At 61.4% G+C, this 19,136-nt stretch carries 17 protein-coding genes and 3 pseudogenes; 12 read left to right on the top strand and 8 right to left on the bottom strand.

Going from position 1 to position 19,136, the window contains the following annotated elements:
- Nucleotides 1-31: 31 nt before the first annotated feature.
- The 5 genes from EHW12_RS30755 (at nucleotide 32) to EHW12_RS30735 (ending at nucleotide 4,511) form a co-directional block, all read left to right on the top strand.
- Complete coding sequence (locus tag EHW12_RS30755; RefSeq protein ID WP_047269075.1) at nucleotides 32-256, top strand: hypothetical protein; 225 nt, start codon at nucleotides 32-34, stop codon at nucleotides 254-256.
- The gene (locus EHW12_RS30750) at nucleotides 253-537 is read left to right on the top strand and encodes a recombinase family protein (RefSeq protein ID WP_058228306.1); all 285 of its coding nucleotides are present in this window, start codon (nucleotides 253-255) and stop codon (nucleotides 535-537) included. Before EHW12_RS30755 ends, EHW12_RS30750 begins: the two co-directional genes overlap by 4 nt.
- A gap of 286 nt (nucleotides 538-823) precedes the next feature.
- Complete coding sequence (locus EHW12_RS30745; RefSeq protein WP_058228307.1) at nucleotides 824-3,046, top strand: 3'-5' exonuclease; 2,223 nt, start codon at nucleotides 824-826, stop codon at nucleotides 3,044-3,046.
- 14 nt (nucleotides 3,047-3,060) lie between these two features.
- Nucleotides 3,061-3,702: a hypothetical protein gene (locus EHW12_RS30740; RefSeq protein WP_058228308.1), complete on the top strand. Its 642-nt coding sequence runs from the start codon at nucleotides 3,061-3,063 to the stop codon at nucleotides 3,700-3,702.
- A gap of 122 nt (nucleotides 3,703-3,824) precedes the next feature.
- The gene (locus EHW12_RS30735) at nucleotides 3,825-4,511 is read left to right on the top strand and encodes a hypothetical protein (RefSeq protein ID WP_047269071.1); all 687 of its coding nucleotides are present in this window, start codon (nucleotides 3,825-3,827) and stop codon (nucleotides 4,509-4,511) included.
- Between the two features lie 222 nt (nucleotides 4,512-4,733).
- Here EHW12_RS30735 and EHW12_RS30730 read toward each other — a convergent pair whose 3' ends face one another.
- On the bottom strand, nucleotides 4,734-4,955 hold the full coding sequence (locus tag EHW12_RS30730) for a hypothetical protein (protein ID WP_047269070.1): 222 nt from the start codon (nucleotides 4,953-4,955) through the stop codon (nucleotides 4,734-4,736).
- A 267-nt stretch (nucleotides 4,956-5,222) separates the two neighbouring features.
- Here EHW12_RS30730 and EHW12_RS30725 point away from each other — a divergent pair, with 267 nt between their 5' ends.
- The 3 genes and pseudogenes from EHW12_RS30725 to EHW12_RS30715 all read left to right on the top strand — a co-directional run bounded on the left by EHW12_RS30725 (nucleotide 5,223) and on the right by EHW12_RS30715 (nucleotide 8,097).
- A complete protein-coding gene (locus EHW12_RS30725; RefSeq protein ID WP_047269068.1) occupies nucleotides 5,223-5,891 on the top strand; it encodes a hypothetical protein in 669 nt (222 codons plus the stop codon).
- Nucleotides 5,892-6,963: 1,072 nt separating this feature from the next.
- A pseudogene (locus tag EHW12_RS30720) lies at nucleotides 6,964-7,083 on the top strand (HNH endonuclease); the annotation flags it as partial.
- Between the two features lie 309 nt (nucleotides 7,084-7,392).
- Entirely contained in the window at nucleotides 7,393-8,097 is a 705-nt protein-coding gene (locus EHW12_RS30715) for an HNH endonuclease family protein (RefSeq protein WP_174519535.1), read from the top strand.
- A gap of 43 nt (nucleotides 8,098-8,140) precedes the next feature.
- Here the strand turns inward: EHW12_RS30715 and EHW12_RS30710 are convergent, their stop codons facing one another.
- From EHW12_RS30710 to EHW12_RS30700, 3 genes are read right to left on the bottom strand one after another with little or no spacing between them, the layout of a single operon-like run.
- Nucleotides 8,141-8,740, bottom strand: a complete 600-nt coding sequence (locus EHW12_RS30710) for a DUF6262 family protein (protein ID WP_047269065.1) — start codon at nucleotides 8,738-8,740, stop codon at nucleotides 8,141-8,143.
- Nucleotides 8,737-10,944, bottom strand: coding sequence for a site-specific integrase (locus tag EHW12_RS30705; protein ID WP_052959762.1), 2,208 nt, complete (start codon nucleotides 10,942-10,944; stop codon nucleotides 8,737-8,739). The genes EHW12_RS30710 and EHW12_RS30705 overlap by 4 nt, the downstream gene beginning before the upstream one ends.
- Nucleotides 10,941-12,047, bottom strand: coding sequence for a tyrosine-type recombinase/integrase (locus tag EHW12_RS30700; RefSeq protein ID WP_125050376.1), 1,107 nt, complete (start codon nucleotides 12,045-12,047; stop codon nucleotides 10,941-10,943). Before EHW12_RS30700 ends, EHW12_RS30705 begins: the two co-directional genes overlap by 4 nt.
- Before the next feature lie 116 nt (nucleotides 12,048-12,163).
- On the opposite strand from EHW12_RS30700, the pseudogene EHW12_RS35590 reads away from it, so the two are divergent.
- A pseudogene (locus tag EHW12_RS35590) lies at nucleotides 12,164-12,346 on the top strand (hypothetical protein); the annotation flags it as partial.
- Between the two features lie 68 nt (nucleotides 12,347-12,414).
- Entirely contained in the window at nucleotides 12,415-13,317 is a 903-nt protein-coding gene (locus EHW12_RS30695; RefSeq protein WP_070160272.1) for an HNH endonuclease family protein, read from the top strand.
- On the opposite strand, the gene EHW12_RS30690 is transcribed toward EHW12_RS30695, so the two are convergent.
- From EHW12_RS30690 to EHW12_RS30680, 3 genes are read right to left on the bottom strand one after another with little or no spacing between them, the layout of a single operon-like run.
- Nucleotides 13,214-13,612: a DUF6262 family protein gene (locus EHW12_RS30690; RefSeq protein WP_047270891.1), complete on the bottom strand. Its 399-nt coding sequence runs from the start codon at nucleotides 13,610-13,612 to the stop codon at nucleotides 13,214-13,216. The two genes, EHW12_RS30695 and EHW12_RS30690, sit on opposite strands and share 104 nt — an antisense overlap.
- 18 nt (nucleotides 13,613-13,630) lie before the next feature.
- Nucleotides 13,631-15,790 carry a site-specific integrase gene (locus EHW12_RS30685; RefSeq protein WP_083291452.1) on the bottom strand — a complete coding sequence of 720 codons (2,160 nt, stop codon included), beginning with the start codon at nucleotides 15,788-15,790 and terminating at the stop codon, nucleotides 13,631-13,633.
- Nucleotides 15,783-16,958 carry a tyrosine-type recombinase/integrase gene (locus tag EHW12_RS30680; RefSeq protein WP_058037612.1) on the bottom strand — a complete coding sequence of 392 codons (1,176 nt, stop codon included), beginning with the start codon at nucleotides 16,956-16,958 and terminating at the stop codon, nucleotides 15,783-15,785. Before EHW12_RS30680 ends, EHW12_RS30685 begins: the two co-directional genes overlap by 8 nt.
- Before the next feature lie 192 nt (nucleotides 16,959-17,150).
- Between EHW12_RS30680 and EHW12_RS30675 the strand changes: the two are divergent.
- A pseudogene (locus EHW12_RS30675) lies at nucleotides 17,151-17,423 on the top strand (HNH endonuclease family protein); the annotation flags it as partial.
- Between the two features lie 66 nt (nucleotides 17,424-17,489).
- On the opposite strand, the gene EHW12_RS30670 reads toward EHW12_RS30675, so the two are convergent.
- On the bottom strand, nucleotides 17,490-18,365 hold the full coding sequence (locus EHW12_RS30670) for a hypothetical protein (RefSeq protein ID WP_052959923.1): 876 nt from the start codon (nucleotides 18,363-18,365) through the stop codon (nucleotides 17,490-17,492).
- Between the two features lie 6 nt (nucleotides 18,366-18,371).
- On the opposite strand from EHW12_RS30670, the gene EHW12_RS30665 reads away from it, so the two are divergent.
- The gene (locus EHW12_RS30665) at nucleotides 18,372-19,106 is read left to right on the top strand and encodes a hypothetical protein (RefSeq protein WP_047270435.1); all 735 of its coding nucleotides are present in this window, start codon (nucleotides 18,372-18,374) and stop codon (nucleotides 19,104-19,106) included.
- Nucleotides 19,107-19,136 lie beyond the last annotated feature (30 nt).

Raw genomic sequence — 19,136 nt, 5'->3', positions numbered from 1 at the left:
ATCACGCAATCTGCGTGGAAGGTTGTTCTCCGTGAAAATTCTCACGACACTGGCCGAAGCTGTACCCAATTCGCCTGCGGCCTTGATTATCTGGGCAGTTGCTTTCCTCTTGACGCGGTGGCGAGGCATCATCATGCTCACCGTGGTCCCCTGCACACTGCTCCTTGCCCTACTCGGGTCCCCGGATCGCTCCGAGCGCGCCTTTCGGCTCTTGGACGTCCTGCTCAACCGCCTCGGGGGAGGTGGCGAGCAGTGAGCGGCCGTGTCGGGCGGCCGATGCTCTGCCCTCTGCCCGTACTCCGCAGAATTCTGGTGCTGCGAAACGAGGGGAAAACCATGCAATACATCTGCGACGAACTCAACGACGAGGGGATTCCCACGCCGGCAGGAAGAGTGGTGTGGGGGCGGAACAACATCTCTCGACTGCTCAAGACAGCTGTTGCAGAGGAGATCCGCCAGGAACTGCGAATGACTGAGGTCACAAGCATCTTTGGCGAAGATGTGTTCCGGGAAAGCGGTGAGCGCCGAGCTGCCTAGCTCGAGGACGGTGACAGCGTCCAAGCCCGGTCAAGCGGCTGTCACCGTCTGGGCGGAGGCCGCCCTCCATCCCGCCCCCGTCCGGCGCAGATCGTGAGAGGCAGATTCCATCGCCGCGCACACCCCGCTGTCTCACGCATAGTCGCCTTCCATCCCAGCACCTCGATGACCGGAACCGTGCAAGTTACGTTTTCACCTATCGGAGGAGCGACACAATCCGCGTCCAGATCAGACCGCCCCAAGCGAGGCGGTCTGATCAGGGCGCCGAATTGGGGGTGAGGTCAGAGTGTGCATCGGAGCCAACCAACCGGGAGGTCCACGTCGGTGCTCGGCAGATGCAGCTGCCCGCTGCAACCGCACCGGTAGAGCCGCCAACCACGCGGCCGCGTATGCCGATGCGCTGTCCGCCGAATCGGTCTATGACACCGAGCATCTGGAACTTTTAGAACTGCAGCGCAAAGCCGTGATGGGGGAGACCCTGACCGCCGCCGAACAAGCCCAGCTCCGTGCAGGCGCTCAGCCACCCGCATCGGCGATCCCCGATGGAAGCGAGTTCGGCCGCGACTACGCCGCGGAGTACCCGAAGCATCGCCAGGACATGATCGACGCAGGCTTCGCGCCGAGCACCCTCGCCGAGTACGCGAGCTCCGAAGACGCTGCCGAAGCAGCATACGAAGAATGGCGAGACGACCAGTTCGAAGAAGAAATGCAGGCGTCGTATCGCGAATGGACCGCGGACACCGCCTCCGGTTACTACCTGCGACGTCAACGATCCGACGAGCTGGACCAGGCACGCGAACACGCCGCCACTCTCGACGTGGACGAAGCCCGCGCAGTCCTCGACGAACGTGCCCAATCGGCAGAGCATCAACAGCTCCTCAAAGCACGCGACTACGCCCACGCCGCGGAACACGACGCCGAAAGGGGCTGGGAAGCGGCGAAAACCAGCACAGACATCGAAACGGTATCCGCGGCCCGCGACAGCCTTCACGACGCGCACTGTGACCGTCTCATCGCCGACGACGACCTGAACGCCTACGCCAACGAGAGCGCGCAATACGCGGCCAGAGTCAGCGAACTCTCCACCCCGCCCGCATATTCCGGGACCACCATCGGCGACAGCATCAATATCGGCACACACGTTCCCGGCAGTGAAGCTGAACTGCGCGCCCGGCAAGACGGAATCCCCGGCACCCACATCGGTGCCGCCGCCGGCGTCAAGGACCCCAACAGCCCCCACACCGCGACAAGTGCGAAGCTGTCCGCGATCAACGCTGTCACCGACGACGACATCAGCCGCGCTCACCTCGCCCACACACAGCACACCGGACGTGAAGGCCGGGCCGCAGCTTGGGAACACACCACCGCAGCGGACTTCGCGGCCGCCAACCCCGGACTGTCGGTCCAATCAACCCCCGGGATCTGGCGAAACAGTGAACGCCCCTGGCAGCAGGCAGAACTGACAGCCGTGACCAGCAGCGACGGAAACACCCCCGATGGTGCGTTGATCGTCAAACATGCCACGGCAAATGACGGCTACGGAGCGGATATCCCACCACACGTGCGCGCCGAAGCTGCGAACGCGCTCGACGCAACCGGGCTCAAACACGCCGACATCGCCGTCAACATCGACGGTCACACCTACCGGCAGTACCGAATCCACGCCGATGAACCCCTCACCGGCCTCACACAACCCGCCACCATGCCCGAGCTACGCGAAAAACTCGACAACCGTTGGAACAGTTGGCAGACCGAGAAGACAAACCCACCCCAACCCGCCCACAACGACGGCACCTTCACCTGGACGAAAGCGCCGCGCGCAGAATCTGGACACGCGAAGAACCGGGCCACCGCAGCCGAACTGGCCGCCTACCGTGGCATCAGCACCGCACAAGCCCACGAGATGATCAGCGCCGAAGTCGCATCCGGCAGATCCGCGGACGACGCCGTCCGCAGCCTCTACAAGTCGTACAACCCAGCCGCAGATACCCGCCGTCGTTTCGTCGTTGCCGACATCGAAACGAATTCTCTGTCAGCGGGACGTGGCGAGATCATCCAAACCGGCGCAGTCGTGATGAACGGGCAAGGCAAGGTCGTTGAACGAATCGACGAACTTCACGGAATCGATGCTCGCACAGCACGAACGATCGGAACGGGCGCCAAAGACGTTCACCGCATCAACTACCAGGACATCCACGGTAAGCCGCCATTTGCGCAGTCCCAGGCTAAAACAAGACTGCAGGAACTGTTGAGCGATCCAAACACCACGATGGTCGCGCACAACGCGAGTTTCGAACGCCAATACTTCGCCGCAAACGGGGTCTCCGCCGACCGCGTCATCGACACCATGACGCTCTCCAGGCGATTCGACCACAACAGCACCGGTGCTCGCCTCGCTGACTTCACTGCCGCACACGGAGTCGAGTACCGCGATGCTCACAACGCATTCAAAGACGCCCATATGACAGCTCGAGCCCTACTCGGGTTCTGGCGTGATCAACACAAATAGAAGCGGAGCCATTCGTGTCCGAACAATCGACGATCGAGTCGAACCTTCCCGACTCCCACCCTCGGCGTCCGGGGACTGTGAGTCGGGCCGTCTGCGGCTCGATCGCCAGCTTCGCTGTACCAGCAGCGATACTGACTGCCGCATTCTCCGAGTCGCCTCGGGAGCGAGTGTCTTTCGACGAGACCACCACCGACGCGTGGACCCGATCGCTCTACAACCTGTCTACATCCCTGACCTCGTTCGCGGAGGAGACTGGCGCCAGCACAGCAGCAGTCGACAGAGTCGGCGCAGGCATCACTCTCGGCGCATTCACATTTGCACTCATCCTCTCCGTCGCCACATACGGCCTACGGGCACGCGTATTCACGAACTTCGCCGAATCCTGGCGCAGATTCTCGCTGCGCCTCAGTCGGACGGTCGGCCCCGTGTTGCGGTGGTACGTGGCGCTGCTGATCTCGACGGCCGTCACTGCCGGAGGCGCCGGCCACTCTGTAGCGATCCTCACAGTGCAGGGAGCCGTGTCAGCGATCGTGTGGGTGCTCCTGTTAGTCCTGTGCGCTTACCCATCCCAGACGGGATCACTTTTCATGCAGACGATTACGTCGATCATGCGCAAAGTCGTCTTGCGCGCTGAGTCCCGACACATCGCCACCTAATCGACCGTGTCCCGCCCCGCCCCCGTCGCCGGCAAACGCACTAAAAGGCCAGTAACCCACTACCAGCCAGTCCCATTCCGGGGCCGACTTCGAATTGCACACCGAGAACAGGAGAAAGCCCAATGTCCCATCCAACAGAAACAGGGCCCACCGCACCCGCAGAACTATCTGCTCGATCCACGAAGAGTCCGTGGCCACAAGCCACGAGGCTGGCTGCAACAACGGCGCTACTCACGTTTCTCTTCACCTTCATTCTCGCGGGATCGTGGTGGCAAACCCCGACCGCCGAAACGAGCTCGCAGGGCATCAACGCACTGGAGGACTTGGCTTCCGCCCTCACCAGGACCGCAGAAGTTGCAGGTAGCAGCGTCAATGCAGTTGCAGTCATTACCTTGCTGGTCGTCGTGTCACTCGTCGGTTTGATCGCCGTCGTGGCCCTCATAGCTACGGCGTCGAAACTCATCTCGCGCGCGCGGAGTAAAACTTCCGCCACTGGAAGCGATCTCGAATACGTCATCAGCTGGGCGCGGACGGTGGGATCCATGTCTCAGCGACTCTTGTCTTTGTATGTGGCAGTTCTGGTTTCGACGGCCCTCGTAGCGCACAACGCTGGGCTTCCGATCGCCCTGTTGACATCGACGTCGGCGAGCGACGTGATCCCAGCAGCGATTGTGCTGCTTGCTACGTCATTCCCCGTTCAGGTCACGTCACGATTCGCGAAGGTGTTCGGCCCACAGTTCCGCAAGTTCAACGACCGGTTCGACGCAATGGGTCTCCGCCGCAACATTTTGCGTAGCGGAACCAAGTAGCTCGCAGGTCGTCGACCCACCCCGATCGGTTCACCCCGAACTGTACAAAGGAGCACTAGAGGCGCCCAGTCCGACGGCGCCGCTCACAGTAATGACTCCGAAGGTAGCGAAGGCCAGGATGTGCGGTTTTCGAGGTCTACCGATGCAAGAGGGATCCACACAGGAAGACCACGTCACCAGAACGAGTTCGCTTCTGCTGACGTGGCCTTCACCATTCCGCTACTACGCTGGCCACGACGGTGGACCGAGCTCCGCAACAACCTCGGGAGCAGCGATCTCCAACAACTCGTACGCCAACTGTGCAGCCTCCTGCACTTCGTCGGGGTACGGCCCCCCTCTCTGCTCACACTCACGCGCGGCCGTCAACGCTGATCGCAACCGCGGCGCATCATCGTCGGATGCCAAGTCCTGCGCCTGAAAGAGGAAACTGGATGCTTTGGTCATATCCAAACGCTATCGGTCAGCCCTCCCTCTAGGCGGCATCCACGCCAGCGCCTGCGAACCACCAAGAGCCCGTGGAATGTTCCACAGGCGCCTTGCTGTCCACCCACGACGGTCGAATCATCAGGGATCCCGCGAGCATCAAGACCCACCGGCACCGACCGCCGCGATCGGAACCCCACCACCCGTTCAAGACACAGCCGAGCACCACTACACCGGAACAGCGCCCGATAACGTCCGACCTGGATACACAATCCGGAAGGCACTCTCATGACGAAGATCAGAGCCACAGGAAGAACGACGCTCACCCGCACCGAACTCGATTGGTGGTCGAACACCGCCGCCGACCTGCAGACAGTGAACCGGCGGTACCCGAAGGTGGCGTCGGCGGAACGCGTCCCCGTCGGCGAAACCCGCGTCTACCACCACCGCGTCGACGGTGATCCCGTCCCCGTGCTCGCCGTATCAGCGACGGACATCGACACCCACACCGACACTGCTGCGGGACGCTGGATCGTCACGAACACCTTGTCCTGGGCGCAATACCCTCCGCGCCAACACAAACCCGGATACGGCACACCGCTCGGGATGCTCGCCGCTGTGCTCATCCTCTTACCTGCTGCATTCAGCCACGACGTCGACAGCAGTTCCAGACTGACCGCACTCGTCGCCGCCGCGATGCTCGTCCCTGCAGGTCTGTGGCTTCTGCGGTATCGACGCCGGCGATTCCAAGACAGGACATGGGCAGCTGACAGCGAAGCAACCAGCGCTGCAGGCTTACCTGCCGCCCAACGACTCCTTACCACCACAGAACCAGCGCTCTACAAGACGATAGTGCACACCTGGATCAACCAGCGACGCACCACAGCGCCAGCCGCTCGACTACAACGCCTGCAGCAGCGTGAGCGGACCCCACGCGACGAACGCTCGACGAAATAACCAGATGGCCGGCCCTCGGACTCGCTCTGACGACTCTGCCCGAGCACGCCGAGATCACCGTTGAACTGCTCCAACACGAATAGGGAACGTCGATGAGAAGTCAGATCTGCACGCTACTGCTGCTCGACCTGATTGCGGTCGCGGGTTTGACTTGGATGCTCGCCCTGCCCCCTGTCGAACAGCTCGAACCTGCCGCCGAGTGCTACACAACCCTGCTGGGCGGCACCGGATCTCCGATGTGCCCGACCACTATCCAGACCTTCTTGACAACCCACGCCGCTGTGCCAGTGGCCATCCTTGTCGGCATATGTCTTGCGATCGCCCACACTCGCGTATTCCTTGACCACCGAGCCCTGCCCGAACGTGTGAAAGGCGAACCGCTCGGATACGACTCAACCCGAACGGGAATGCCAGCGGCAATGTCGGCGAACTTCACCTGCGACGCGTGCGGAACAACGGATCTTCGAGAAGTAATGAGCGAAAGCTACTGTACTGGAGACGAATACGAAACGCGAGCAGGGTGGACCTGCGCCCGCGGTGAAACCTACTGCCCGATATGCGCCGACGTACGCACTCAAACCTGGGGCGAACATCTACAAACCAACGAAACCGAAAGGCTGGAGCGCTGACTGACCTCGACACTATGCCGAAGCGCGCTTACCTCCCGACTCATCTGTGTGTTTGAACCCATCAGTGGCCCAGCGATCAGCCCGCCGAATCGTGCGTGCCGCATCCACCACCTCACTTGATGAAACTCATCAACGTACAACTTGATACTGCCCAAACCCGATACGTAACAACTTCACCGAAAGGACATTAAGTGTTCGGAATTCGACACTCACCCAAACCGATCCGCCATGTAGCGTCGTCCTTCGTGGCCGGCGCCTTCGCAGGCATCCTTGCGTTGGCGATCAGCGGTTGCGAGTTCAATGCGCCCATCGCCGCTGACCCGGGCATCGTGAATCCTGTAGGAGCAGAGGTCGAACCGAGCGCACTCAACGCCACGAGCGACGGGTCAGCACCTCGGAATTGGCAGCTGACCGGCACAGAACTCGACCGCGCGACGACTCTTCTCGAAACGCTTCCTGTGAAGGGGCGCGCACCCAAGACGGGCTATTCCCGTGATCAGTTCGGGGTCGCATGGACAGATGATGTTGACGTCGAATTTGGCCACAATGGTTGTGACACCCGAATTATCTGCACGCAGTTTTGACATATCTCAAAACCTTGCTGGTAGGCCCCCATTGTTCGATGTCGACGGTGTGAGTTATGTGAGTGACGATGGTCAGTTCGTGTGACGGTCGACCGGTTCGACCGCACGGATAGGGACGATGGCATGTTCAATCACGCACGTGGCCGGTTGATTGGGTTCGGTGGATGTGTAGCACACCTGGTCTGATGTCGGGATTTCCCGACAATCATCCTCATGAGTTTTGTTGATAAGAGTGCAGATCCTCTGCACTGCATATGATTTAGGAGTTTCACGTTGCATAGTCGCTTGGTGCGTTCCCGTTCCCTCCTGGTTGCCGTCACTGCCTTGGTCGGGTTGTCGATTTCCGGTTGCAGTACGACGTTGGCGGATGTGATCCCAGCAGGATCGTTGTCTGTGGATAGCCCTGGTCAGCACGATGTTGATGTGGCTTCTTCCGTTGCGCTGTTGGAGACGCTTCCGGTGAAGGGGCGTGCTCCGAAAACTGGTTACAGCAGAGATCAGTTCGGTCAGGCATGGTCTGATGATGTCGATGTGGAGTTCGGGCATGACGGGTGCGATACGCGCAATAATCTGTTGGCTTCGCGGCTGACTGACGTGGTCTTCAAAGAAGGAAAGAAGCAATGTGTTGTTCTCTCTGGCACGTTGGCTGATCCTTACACTGGAAAGACGATCAATTTTGTTCGGGGACAGGATACTTCGACTGCAGTTCAGATTGACCATGTGGTCGCGTTGAGCGATTCGTGGCAGAAGGGTGCGCAACAATTGAGTCTTCAGGAGCGCACGAATCTGGCGAACGATCCCCGAAATCTGATCCCGGTGGATGGACCGACGAACGCGAAGAAGTCTGATTCCGATGCCGCATCCTGGCTTCCCCCGAACAAGGCGTACCGATGCACCTACGTCTCGAAGCAGATCACGGTGAAGTCGGTCTACCGCCTGTGGGTGACTCAAGCAGAGAAGGATGCGATGTCTGCCGTATTGTCCGCGTGTTGATTCACAGTTCCGCGTAGATTCCGATGCTTGCTGGGGTGTGTTCTTATGTGCCGATTGCTTCGATTCGTCGTGCTGGAGAAACGCTTTGAACCATCCTTTTGAGTGAGGCGCGGGCGGCGGTGAGCTCGTCCTGGAGTTCTTCGGTTCGTGTTGTCATGGTGTCGGCGCGTCTGCGTTCGGAGTCGAGGTCCGAGCGCAGCTCGGCTGCTATCTGTTCGAGCTCGTGGATACGGGCGAGCAGTGTGTCGTGCGGCAGGTGTTCGAGTTGGTTGCCGAGTAGTAGTTGCACTTTGGTCTCGAGCTTGGTTCGGTCCGTTCGTAGCGCCCGAACTTCCTCACGCGCCATCAACAGTTCGGCGTGAAGACTGTCCGCCGTAGCGGACGTGCGTCCGGCGCTGCTTCTGGTGGCGGTGTGGGAGTGCTCTTCTGTGGCGCGTTCGACGGCGGTTCGAATTGCTGCGGTGTTGTAGATGAACCATGGAGAAACGCCTGCGCGACGCGCTATTTCGCTGATGTTGATGCGTTCGCCAGCGGATGAGAGGTCGGCGATGACTGTCAGCGTTCTGCGTTGTTTGTCAGCGCTGTCACGTCGACGGGAGGCGATGAGCCGTTGGGTTCGTATGTCACGGTCATCGGCAGTCATCGTTGTTCGTCCTCGTTCGTGTGGGTGGTTACGGACTCGAGCGGTATGAAGGCAGCTGCGGTCCTCGCTTTCCTCAGTTCGCGGGAGGCGTTGTCGATGACCGCGCGTTGGTCTGCGGGCAGGTCGGCAAGCATTGCGTCCATCGACGAGATGACGTCCGTGAACGCGTGAATTTGGGCGTCGAAGTTGGTGATCACCCACGACGCGGAGTCGGTGGCGATTGCAGTTTCTTTGTCTGTGCGCAGCTCTGCGAGATGCTGCTCGATTGCGGGCCGGTAGGACGGGTCCGGTCGGTAGAAGGAGCATCCTGCGCACTGGAATCGGATCGGGCAGTGTTGGCCGCCGGCTTTGATGTTCGAGGGTTCGGTGCAGTTTCCGAAGGGCACGGCCACCGACTGTCGCTCGTACTCCGTTACCGACGTGAATCCCGCCGGTCGTCCGTGCCTGTCGATCGCGAACTTCGAAATCTCCTCGGTGGCTTGGCGTTTACGTTTGAGTGTGACGGAGAAATATCCCATGGTCGTGTCGACGCTGCGGTGATCCATCAATTCGCGTAGGACGTCCACCGGTGTGCCGTTGTCAGCGTGCCGCTGAGCGTAGGAGTGCCGCAATCCGTAAGGAGTGATCATTGATCTGTCGTAGAGAGCTGGGTTTCCGTCATCGTCGAGTCTTTCGTCGACAAGTTCCGGGATTGCATCGATCCAGATGGCGAAGGCCCGGGACCCGAACTGCGCACCGCTCAAGTGCCCGCGGCGAATGTTGTTGCGGGTTCCCGGCGTGGGAAAGAGCCAGTCGCACAGTGTGTCCGGAACAGACAGCGATTGAAGGTGGTCGAGCCATTGGTCGATCACGGTTGCCGTTGCAGTGCTGATCGGCAATCTACGCCCCATTCTGCGACGTTTACGGTTGTCGTAGACGAGTGTGGGCTTGCCGTCGACCCAGTCCAGGCATGAGCGTTTGAGCCCGACGATCTCACTCGGGCGTCGACCGGTGTCCCGGATGATCTGGTAGACCGTCTGATACATCATGGCGTAGTCGTCAGGGTTCCAGCCCGGCGCGGAGTACGTGGAGTGCCTACCCAGCAGCTCGAGGTGTTGATCGAGTTGTGCGATGACATGTTCGGGGATCGTGCGTCCGAAGTCGTCCTCGCTGGTCTCGACCTGGGCAATTGTGTGCGAACGCAGATCGAGTGCGAAGGAGCCGGGGATGTCATCCATTGCGCCCGTGCGGCGTGAGAACTCGAGAAGTCGGCGCCACCACCCGAGCAATGATCGTCGATGGGTGAAGGAATGGGGCTTGCCCTCTCGATCGGCGCTGGTGCGGAAACCCTCGACGACAGCGCTCATGTCACCGTGGTCGAGTAGTTCGGGGTGATCGCCGTTCGTGCGCAGCGAGAGTTGCCGTGAAGCGATTTCGGCGGCATGAACGGTGTGCCGCAGTGTCGTCACGGGTGGGCGTACCTCGCGGCCGAATTGTTTGGTGATCTCTCGAAGCCATCGCTGTCTGATCTCTCGGAAGTCCACAACGCCACCGGCCGCACTGTATCGCCGGTCCGGAGCAGCTTGCAGGCCCACGACGGCAGGTTTCCACACGTCGGCCATGGTGGGATCAGTACCGGAGTACACGACGTGCGCCCGCTGCAGATGTGTGACCAACGACCGGAACACACCACCGGCTGCAGCTCCGAGTGCCTTCTCGAACTGGCGATTTCCGGCGACATCGAGCAGTGAGCGACAATCCGGTGGGAGGTGGGAAACTATGCTGCGGATCCGCATCGGAACCAAGATGATCTGATCACGGTCACGCTGCTGCACTCCGTAAATAATCTCCGCCGCAACAGTGCCGTTCACCTCACTGAGTTCGAAATCGACTTTCGAAAAGGCTTTTTCGTCTCTTCGTGGAACCGAATCGGGGTCGAATGTCCGGTCGAAGAATGAAGGTGAGGTCCCGTTGAGCTTGCGGTGGCGTTCGCACCGCCTGCAACGGCGGTCGAAGATTTCCACGACCGTCATGCATCGGTCGACTCGGCACAGATAGACCGCTGTCATTTCGTTGTCGACGTCTCCGGTGAATACCTGTCGGCGTGAATCCCATTCCGCGACTCGCCATTGCGGGTCGATTCGTTCGATCAACCACGCTTTCCAGGTCTGTTCGTTTCCAGTCGAGAGGGCACTTGACTCGACGGGTAGAGCGGTGATGCTCATATGCCCACTCTTTCCACTGCCGCCCTCAGGTCCTCCGCGTCGGGGTGTTGATAGATCGCGGTCGATGCTCGGCTCACATGACCGAGCAACGACTGAACCACGTCGATACCGGTGCCGTTGCGCGTCCAGATTGTGGCTGCCGTATGCCGGAACATATGGGGCCGCAATCGGAAACCGGCACGGTTGCCGATCCTTTCCACAATCTGTTTTGCGTTCGAATACGACATCGGCGAACCGGCGTGATGCCCGAGAAGGTTGACGAACACGAAGTCCGAGGTCATTGCGGTGGGCACGCTGTCTCGTTCGAGAAGGTACTCGCGATACTGAGTGACCACCTCGTCGCTGACCGGTACGACTCGGGATTGTCCTTTAGCGCGGGCACCGTTCGAATTGCCTTCACGCCGAACAACATGAACATGAGGTCCACGTTCCTGGCATCCCAGATGAACCGAGGTCGGAAGGAAATGCAGGTCGCTACGGCGCGAACCCAATGCCTCTCCGATTCGGAGTCCGGAACGAACCAGCAACAGCGCCAGAAAACGGTCTCGTTCGGTGTTCGCGGAGTTCAGAGCATGCGAAAACTGTTCTTCAGTAATAATTTCCGGAGGCTTTACGACTTCCGGCGCTTTGAGGGTTCTGGCACGAATCAGCCGATGCTGACCGGATTCACCTTCGTGGAAATCGCGGGGTGCGTAGGCCAGGTACTTGGGCTGGGACAGCCCAGAAACAACATCTGCGGAGACCAATCCACGCATTCCGCAGAACCTGAGGAATTCGACGACAGCGGTCATCACTGCGTTGACCGATCTGCCGGAGCGCAGCCGGTAGTGGACGGTTGGGGTGTGTTCGACGGCGAATTTGAAACGAGTGAGTTCACCTACACGAATCTCGTGCCAATCCAGTCCGCGACCGGCAGTCCAGTTCAAGAACCAACAGACCCGAGGAACGTATGCGCGGATTGTTTGAGGTGACCTTCCGGCGCCTTGCATGAACAGCACCCACTCGGAAGCCTCCGCGACCGGGCGCATGGATTCTTCGTCCACGATCACCCAACCCGACTGCCCCGTCGTCGGTGAAATGACCTTCTCTACAGCACACGACATCGCCACTCCTATGGCTGTCCCACCTGTGACATAGACGCTATTAGATAACCATGAGGGACAGGGCGACCGACACGCCGTGCCTACCGTGCCTTCATCCTGATGCGGCGCTAGAGATAACAAGAAATGACGTCTTGATCCGTGATCTTGCGAACGTCGCATTCAAGAACGGCGAAAAGCAATGCACAGTGCTCTCCGGGGTACTCCATGACCCGTACACTGCGACGACGATCAACTTCCAACGCGGGCAGACAACATCCTCCGCCGTGCAGATCGACCATGTCTTATCAGCAGCTTTGTCAAGGAGTCTTCCTCTTTCTGCTGGTCATTATGTCGATGTCATGCCGCTGATGGCTGTGGTGGCAGTGCGATGGGCCAGAGCGTGAGCGGCGTCGCGGCGGTGGCTGCGGCGTTCGTTGTCGCTGTTTCTGGTTGCTCGGCCCTTCCTGCTGATGGCGGGACGGTATTCGCCGCTCCGGTGTCGGAGACCGCTGCGCCTGGTGCGCAGGTTGAAGAGGCACTGTCCGCGTTGGAGCAGCTTGCGGTGAAGGGTCGTGCGCCGAAGACGGGGTATGCGCGCAGCGAGTTCGGTGCCGCGTGGACTGATACGAACACCGCTATGTGGGGCGGGAACTCGCTGAGCACTCGCGAGGACATACTCTCCCGTGACCTTATGGACGTCACGTGCAAGGGCCGCTCAGGTGTGGCCGCGCCGCCGTGCGTGGTGCAGTCGGGAGTCCTTCACGATCCGTATACCGGGACCACGGTGAATTTCGTTCGCGGGGAGACGACTTCGCCACTCGTCCCGATCGAGCATGTAGTCGCCCTTGGTGATTCGTGGCAGAAGGGCGCGCAGCAGTTGTCTGCCGCCGAACGTGTCGACCTGGCGAATGATCCGCTCAATCTCATCGCCACTACGCAGGCTCCGAACTCGGCGAAGAGTGACTCCGATGCCGCCTCGTGGCTTCCTCCGAACAAGGCGTTCCGATGTGCTTATGTGGCTCGTCAGGTCGCGGTCAAACTCCGGTATCGGTTGTGGGTGACCAAGGCGGAGAAAGACGCGATTGCCGCTGTCCTGTCGACGTGTCCCGGCCTGGCGCTTCCCTCCAATGCCGAGGCGGCGGGTCGTGTTTCGTGGACGAGCAGCGAAACCGATTACCCTCAGGGCGCTAGCGGGAGTCGGCGAGTCGTCGCCGCAGCGCGAGGTTCTCGCCGTGGGCGACCGCGAGCGCCTTGCGCAGCTCGCCGAGCTCTTCGGCGTGCCGGCGTTTGAGTTCCTTGAGCTGCGAGGACAGTGCTCTGACCGCGGACGATGCGGACTGCCGTTCGCGTTCGGACATCTGTTCCGGAGTTGTTCGGTGGTGCGGGCGCCTGGTGCGGAGGTCGTTGATCTTTGTGCGCAGGTCGGGCTGGTTGTAGAGGAAGTCGGTGGAGACCGTGGCGCGGCGAGCGACGGCCGCGAAGGTGACCGGCTCGCCTGCATTGCTGAGTGCCAGCAGAGCCGCTTCCGCGCGCGCTCTGGTCTCGGTGTGGCGTTGTCGCGCTGCGGCGGTGAGGTGTTCGGGCACGGGCTTGTTCTCCTTGCTCTAGGTGGTGGTTCCGGGGCCGCGAACGGCCTTGTCGGCGGCGGAAACATCGTTGATCGAGAGCAGGATCCGGTTGAGCGAGTCGACCTCGATCCGGCGGCCTTGCAGCCAGATGTTCGTCTCGTCCATCGGGGCGCCGTACTTCGCGGTGAACACTGCTTGCCGGTGTTCGATCAGGGTTTCCGTGTCGGTGAGCTGGGTCCGCAACTGCGGGGCGTGAGTGGAGTCGGTGACGAACTTCGAGCAGGACAGGCAGGCGTTTCCCTTATCGCACAATTGTTTCGGTGGGAGCGTGCACCAACCGTTGGGCAGAATGCGGTCAGCTCGCTTGTCGAGCTGGATCAGATCGTAGAGGTCGGAGCTGTCGATCGAGGCGGTGCGGCCGTCGCGGGTGACTTTCTTGTATCGGAGGAATTCCTCCTCCATGGTCTGCGCAGAGGTCACGGCGTAGTGCAAGGTCATGTCCGGGGAGACATGACCGAAGTAGCGCATCACGACGTGAAGCGGCACTCCAGCGTTGATCAGGTTGGTCGCGGCGGTGTGCCGGAAGCGGTGTGTCTTGGAGACCGCGACCTGACGGCCGACGGAGTCTCTGATGTTGAGCAGTCTGGTGAGCCTGCTGAACCGCAGATGCATTGTCGGAAGCGGGTAAGGCTTGTCGCCCAGTCGGTTTCGGCTCGCGCAGAGGAACAGGTATTTCGGCGTTACGTCAGAGTTTCCGAAGTGCGCCATCATGTCTCGGGCGTGCTTTTGCTGGGCTCGGATGATCGTGACGATCTCCTCGTCCACGGGGATCGTGGGTGCGACGTTCGATTCGATCTTCGTCTGTTGATACCGCATCCGGGCGACGAAGCCCGCGCTGTCAGGATCACCGTATGTGCGATTGTGCAGGATCGGTTCGAGCGGGTCGAAGTCCATCATCAGCACCTCGTTGGCGCGACGTCCGGTGCGCAGCAGAAGCATCAGGATGTGGAAGGCTTGCAGGTCGCCGAGCCCGCCCTCCTTCACAGGCTGTGCGAGCAGGCCGCTGCCCTCGGCGATCTGCTGCATGACATCCTCTTCGAGGACCATGTCGTGTGCCTTGACGTTGGCCAAGCGGGGCTTGTCCTCGGGGCGGAACAGCACGCAGTGCTCGGGTCGCAGAGTGGCCCAGGCGCTGATGCCGAGTTCGGTGGCGGCTTCATCCCGGTGGTCATACATGAACTGGTAGAACTGCTCGATCGCGGTCATGATCTGGCGGCGTGGGTTCGTCGCCAGCGCCTTGCCCGCGCGTACCCCGGACTCGATGCGGTGTGCGAGGAGCATGTCGCAGAAGCCGCGGATGAAGTCCCGCAGGCGGTGTGGGTCCGTTGTCAGGCACGGGCCCTGATCGGCGGTGGTGTCGATGTAGCGTTGCAGCCATTTCAGGGCGTCCAGGCGCGATTTGACCGTGCTCCACGAGTACCGCTCCGTGGTCAGGCCCGCCGAAAGCCAGTACTTCGCTCCTTCACGCAACCACAGGCTGGTCAGGTTGGTGAAGTGCATTGTCGTGCGACCTTGCGGTTCGTGGTCGCGTTGGGGCACCCTCGGGTCGAGGCTGGGATTCCAGACGTTCAGCTCCCACCACGGGCCGCGGTGATAGGCGTACCCGAGCACGGCGGCCATGTGCCCGAGGCGGTAGGTGCCGCCTTTGAACGCAGATTCGCCGATCTTCGCACCGCGCATCTGTGCTTTCCGTGCGGATCGCACCCACTCGTCAGGCGAACGGTGCAGCAGCGATTGCGCCGACCGGCACTCGTCGTCGTGATTCATCGCGGCGCGCAGCAGGATGAAGGCGGCATTCGTCTCGATGACGCGGACGAAGTGACCCAGCTCGATGCGCCGGTGGATGATCCAGGCGATCTCCCAGGTCATCGGCTCCGGCAAACCGCGGAAGTTCAGGTAGCAGGAGGTCCAGCTCCCGCCGACGTTGACTTCGCGGATCGCCGGTCGGTAGTGCGCCGGCATCGTCTTCTTGTCGAAGTGATCGCTGCGGCATTCTTCGGGCAGAGAGTCCCAGAGCCTGCGGGCGATGGTGAGGTCGAACATGTCCGCTAGTGCCAACCCCGGGTCGATCTGGTGCAGTCTCTTGGGGCTGCGCGACCATGACGTGATGGCGGGATCGGTTGCTGGGCTAGACATTCGGGTACTCCCATCCGGCGACGTATTCGCGCCAATTCGCTACCGAGGCCAGCTCGGCGTCCTCGGTGACGTGGCCGTAGATGTTCATCGTGGTCTGCACGCTCGCGTGTCCGAGGCGGCGGCTGACGGTGTGGACGGGACTCCCCGCCAGCAACAGCGCGGTGGCGTGGGTGTGCCGAAACCAGTGCGGTGTCATCAGGTTCGGGAGGGCGGTGTCGTGATGCTTCATCGAGCGCAGGTGCGCATAGACCGACTCGGTACGCAGGGGCGCGAACAGCGGGTTCCGCATCACGTTGCAGAAGATGTAGCTGCTGTCCCAATCATCGAGGGCGACATCGGCGCCTCGGTCGCACAGCCACCACACGTAGTCGGCGTAGAGCCGGTCGAGCCGCGACCCGATGTGGACCTCGCGTTCCCCGGACTTGGCGGACAGGCCGTACGGGTGTGGCCTGCTCACGATCGCGACCCGGGCGCTCTTGCCGCCGATCCCGGTGTTCCAGTCGCGGTGCTCCAACGAGAGGGCTTCGCCGATCCGCATGCCCGATTCCGCCAGGACTGCCCACAGGAACCGATATCGCAGGTCACCTCTCCACTCCTCGAGTGTTGGGTCGTAGGTGGCCTCGGCGCCTTGGAGGGCGTCGATCGTGGTCGGCGCCAGAACCGGGATGGCCTTGCGGGCGGCGCGGATTCGGATGGCGGCGCGCTTCTGTGGCGCTCGCCTGGCCACGTGCTCGAGGAACGAGAGGTAGCGGCCGGATCGGACGTGGGCTTGCTTCCACAGGAACGGCGCAGCGTCTGTTCCGCTGTCGGCTTGGTAGCGGTAGAAACTCATCACTGCGCGCATGCGGAGATTCACCGTGCTGTCGCTGAGCGTCGGTCGGGGGCGGAGTTCGCGGATCGGCGAGTCCTGCTCGCCGTAGCGCAGGGCCGAGATGAAGTCGCCGAAGTCGTGCAGCTTCACCGCATCCCACGACGTGCCGGTCACTTCCAGGAACGACCACCACTGGGCCAGGCTCTGTGCGTAGGCGCGGGTGGTGTTCGGCCGGAAGTCGATTTGCCGCCCGTACTCGAGGTAGGCCTCGACCGGCTCAACGAGACCGAACGATCTGTCGATCACCGTCCAGGTCGTTGTACCGTCGTTGAGAGTGACACGTTGCGCTGTAGCCATCAGCCCGCTCCCGTTCGTCTGAAGTCGAAGCTACGCCCGGCGCTGCCTAATTCGAGGCACCCGAACGGCGCGTGTCTGCGGTGTCATCGGCGTACTTCGCTACCTGCAGATAACACCGTCGCCCACATGTCCCGAATCTGTGGAAGGAAGCTCAGGATGATGTCAACGGCACTAACTACTAGCTACGGATTACACGTGGTCGCACTCAGCAACTCTTGGCAGGTTGGTGCTCAGAAACTCACCGAGCGTGAACGACGCAATCTCGCGAACGACCCCCGCAACCTCCTCGCCGTCGACGGGCCGGCAAACCAGAAGAAAAGTGACGGCGACGCCGCGACCTGGCTCCCACCCAACAAGGACTTCCGCTGCCGGTACGTCGCCACGCAGGTCGACGTGAAGTCCACCTACAACCTGTGGGTCACCCAGGCAGAGAAGGATGCCATCAACCGCGTACTGAGCACCTGTGCAACAAGCGAGCCCACGCCGTTCCTGGGATCGACCGGATCGTAACGGCACACTGTTTTCGTTGCATCATTGTGGTGGTCGCTGGCGCATGGTGAGTAATTCGGCGAGTTCGTTCACCGGCTCCCAGATCACTGGTTGAGGCACCTCCGGGGCGCTCTGCCACCGCATCCCGCCGGAGATCCACCGTTCACGCCACTGTTCTTGCGTGCGCGATTGCGCGTTCCGGCGCTGCGGGTCGGCGCCGGGGGCCGCGTCGAACGTGAACGCGCACGCTGGACACCTCTCGCCGGAACCCGAACCATCTCGGGCATAGGGCCGCTCGCGTAATCCAGGGTATCCACAGGCTTGGCACCGATAAGTTCTGGTGGTGGAGGGGATGATGTCGACGACGACGCCCTTGCTGCTGAACTTGGTGGGGTAGTCGTCCTCGAGGCGGTCGAGTGCGGTCCACTCCACGCCGGGCTCGATCTGGTGAAACCGGAAGGTGCCGCAATTGCTGTTGACGAAGATCATGCAACGAACGGGGGTGGGTTCGGGCAGATCGTAGACAAGCTGGGCGAATTCGCGGGCGAACGCGATGCCTTGTTCGAGCAACGCGCGTTGATCGGATCTGGTGATGAACGGTCCCATCGACTCGACCGGAAGGCCGGAGGGAAGGAAGTCTTCAGCGACGGCATTCGGGGCGCGCAGTGGCACATAGTCTTCGAGGTGGAATGAACTGTCGTTGCATTCCCACCCGGTGTAGTCGAAGAAGTTTGCCGGCGGGCTCTCGTCGTCGGCGCGTGAGTCCGCCCAGACCAGAAGCTTTCCGCGGCGTTCTATTCCGTGATTCAATTTCGCCCTGAGCTGCGGTGTGAGGCCGTCGGTGGGGTCGATCGTGGAGAACCCGACGCCGAGACCGAGGAATGCTGCGGCGTTGTCGGTGATCCGGATAGTGAGCATGTCCTCATGCTTCCAGTGGCCGCGGACTTCCGCTGGCAGGTGATCCTGTGGTGCGGCGCACGTCGGGCCGAGCGCACTTGGGGTGAGCGTTACGGTCTGACGATGACTCCGATTGAAATCGACCTTCCGGATCCGGCTGCAGCACATCGGATGCTCGCAGGATGGGCGGCAGCGTACGCGGCAGTTTTCTCCTTCTCTGACCTCCATTCGACCTTCACCATCGAAAACAATCGAGTCACCTACCGTGACGGCGGCGGATCACACTTCGACTTCATTTCGCTTTCGGGGGGCCGTGCTGCGATCTTCGGTTTCGATCGGCACGACCCTGATCCTGCTGTGGAGGGCGGCCGCGCTGTTTTGTGCGATCACGGTGCCGAACCCTGGTGGCTCGAAACCGCCAGCAACGACGAAATCCTGAACTTCGCCTACGGATACGAGTCCGGGAGGTGGAGAGCTGTTGGCCATGATCCGACACGGGTTCTGCCTTTCGTCCTTGCGCCGGGGCCGTCGGGGGAGCCGAATTCAGCGCTCTCCTCCCTCGCGGACTTCCTCGAGCAGGCTTCGGAAGACCTTCTCGGGCAACCGGTACGCGGAGATGACACAGCCCTCCGCGCGCTGCTCAATGCTGGATCGGACCTCGACGAGCTGACTCTGCGCTCAGCGCTGGTGGGGGAGTACGAGTACCTGCAGGATGGGCTCGAAGCGGCAGCTCTGTTTCGGCTCCACGACGCTCCGCGGTGACCGTCGGCTCACCGCGGCCAGACGACAGTT

It is taken from the genome of Rhodococcus sp. NJ-530 (assembly GCF_003860625.1).
Lineage (GTDB): Bacteria > Actinomycetota > Actinomycetes > Mycobacteriales > Mycobacteriaceae > Rhodococcus_F > Rhodococcus_F qingshengii.
This window is presented reverse-complemented; position numbering and strand designations above follow the sequence as displayed.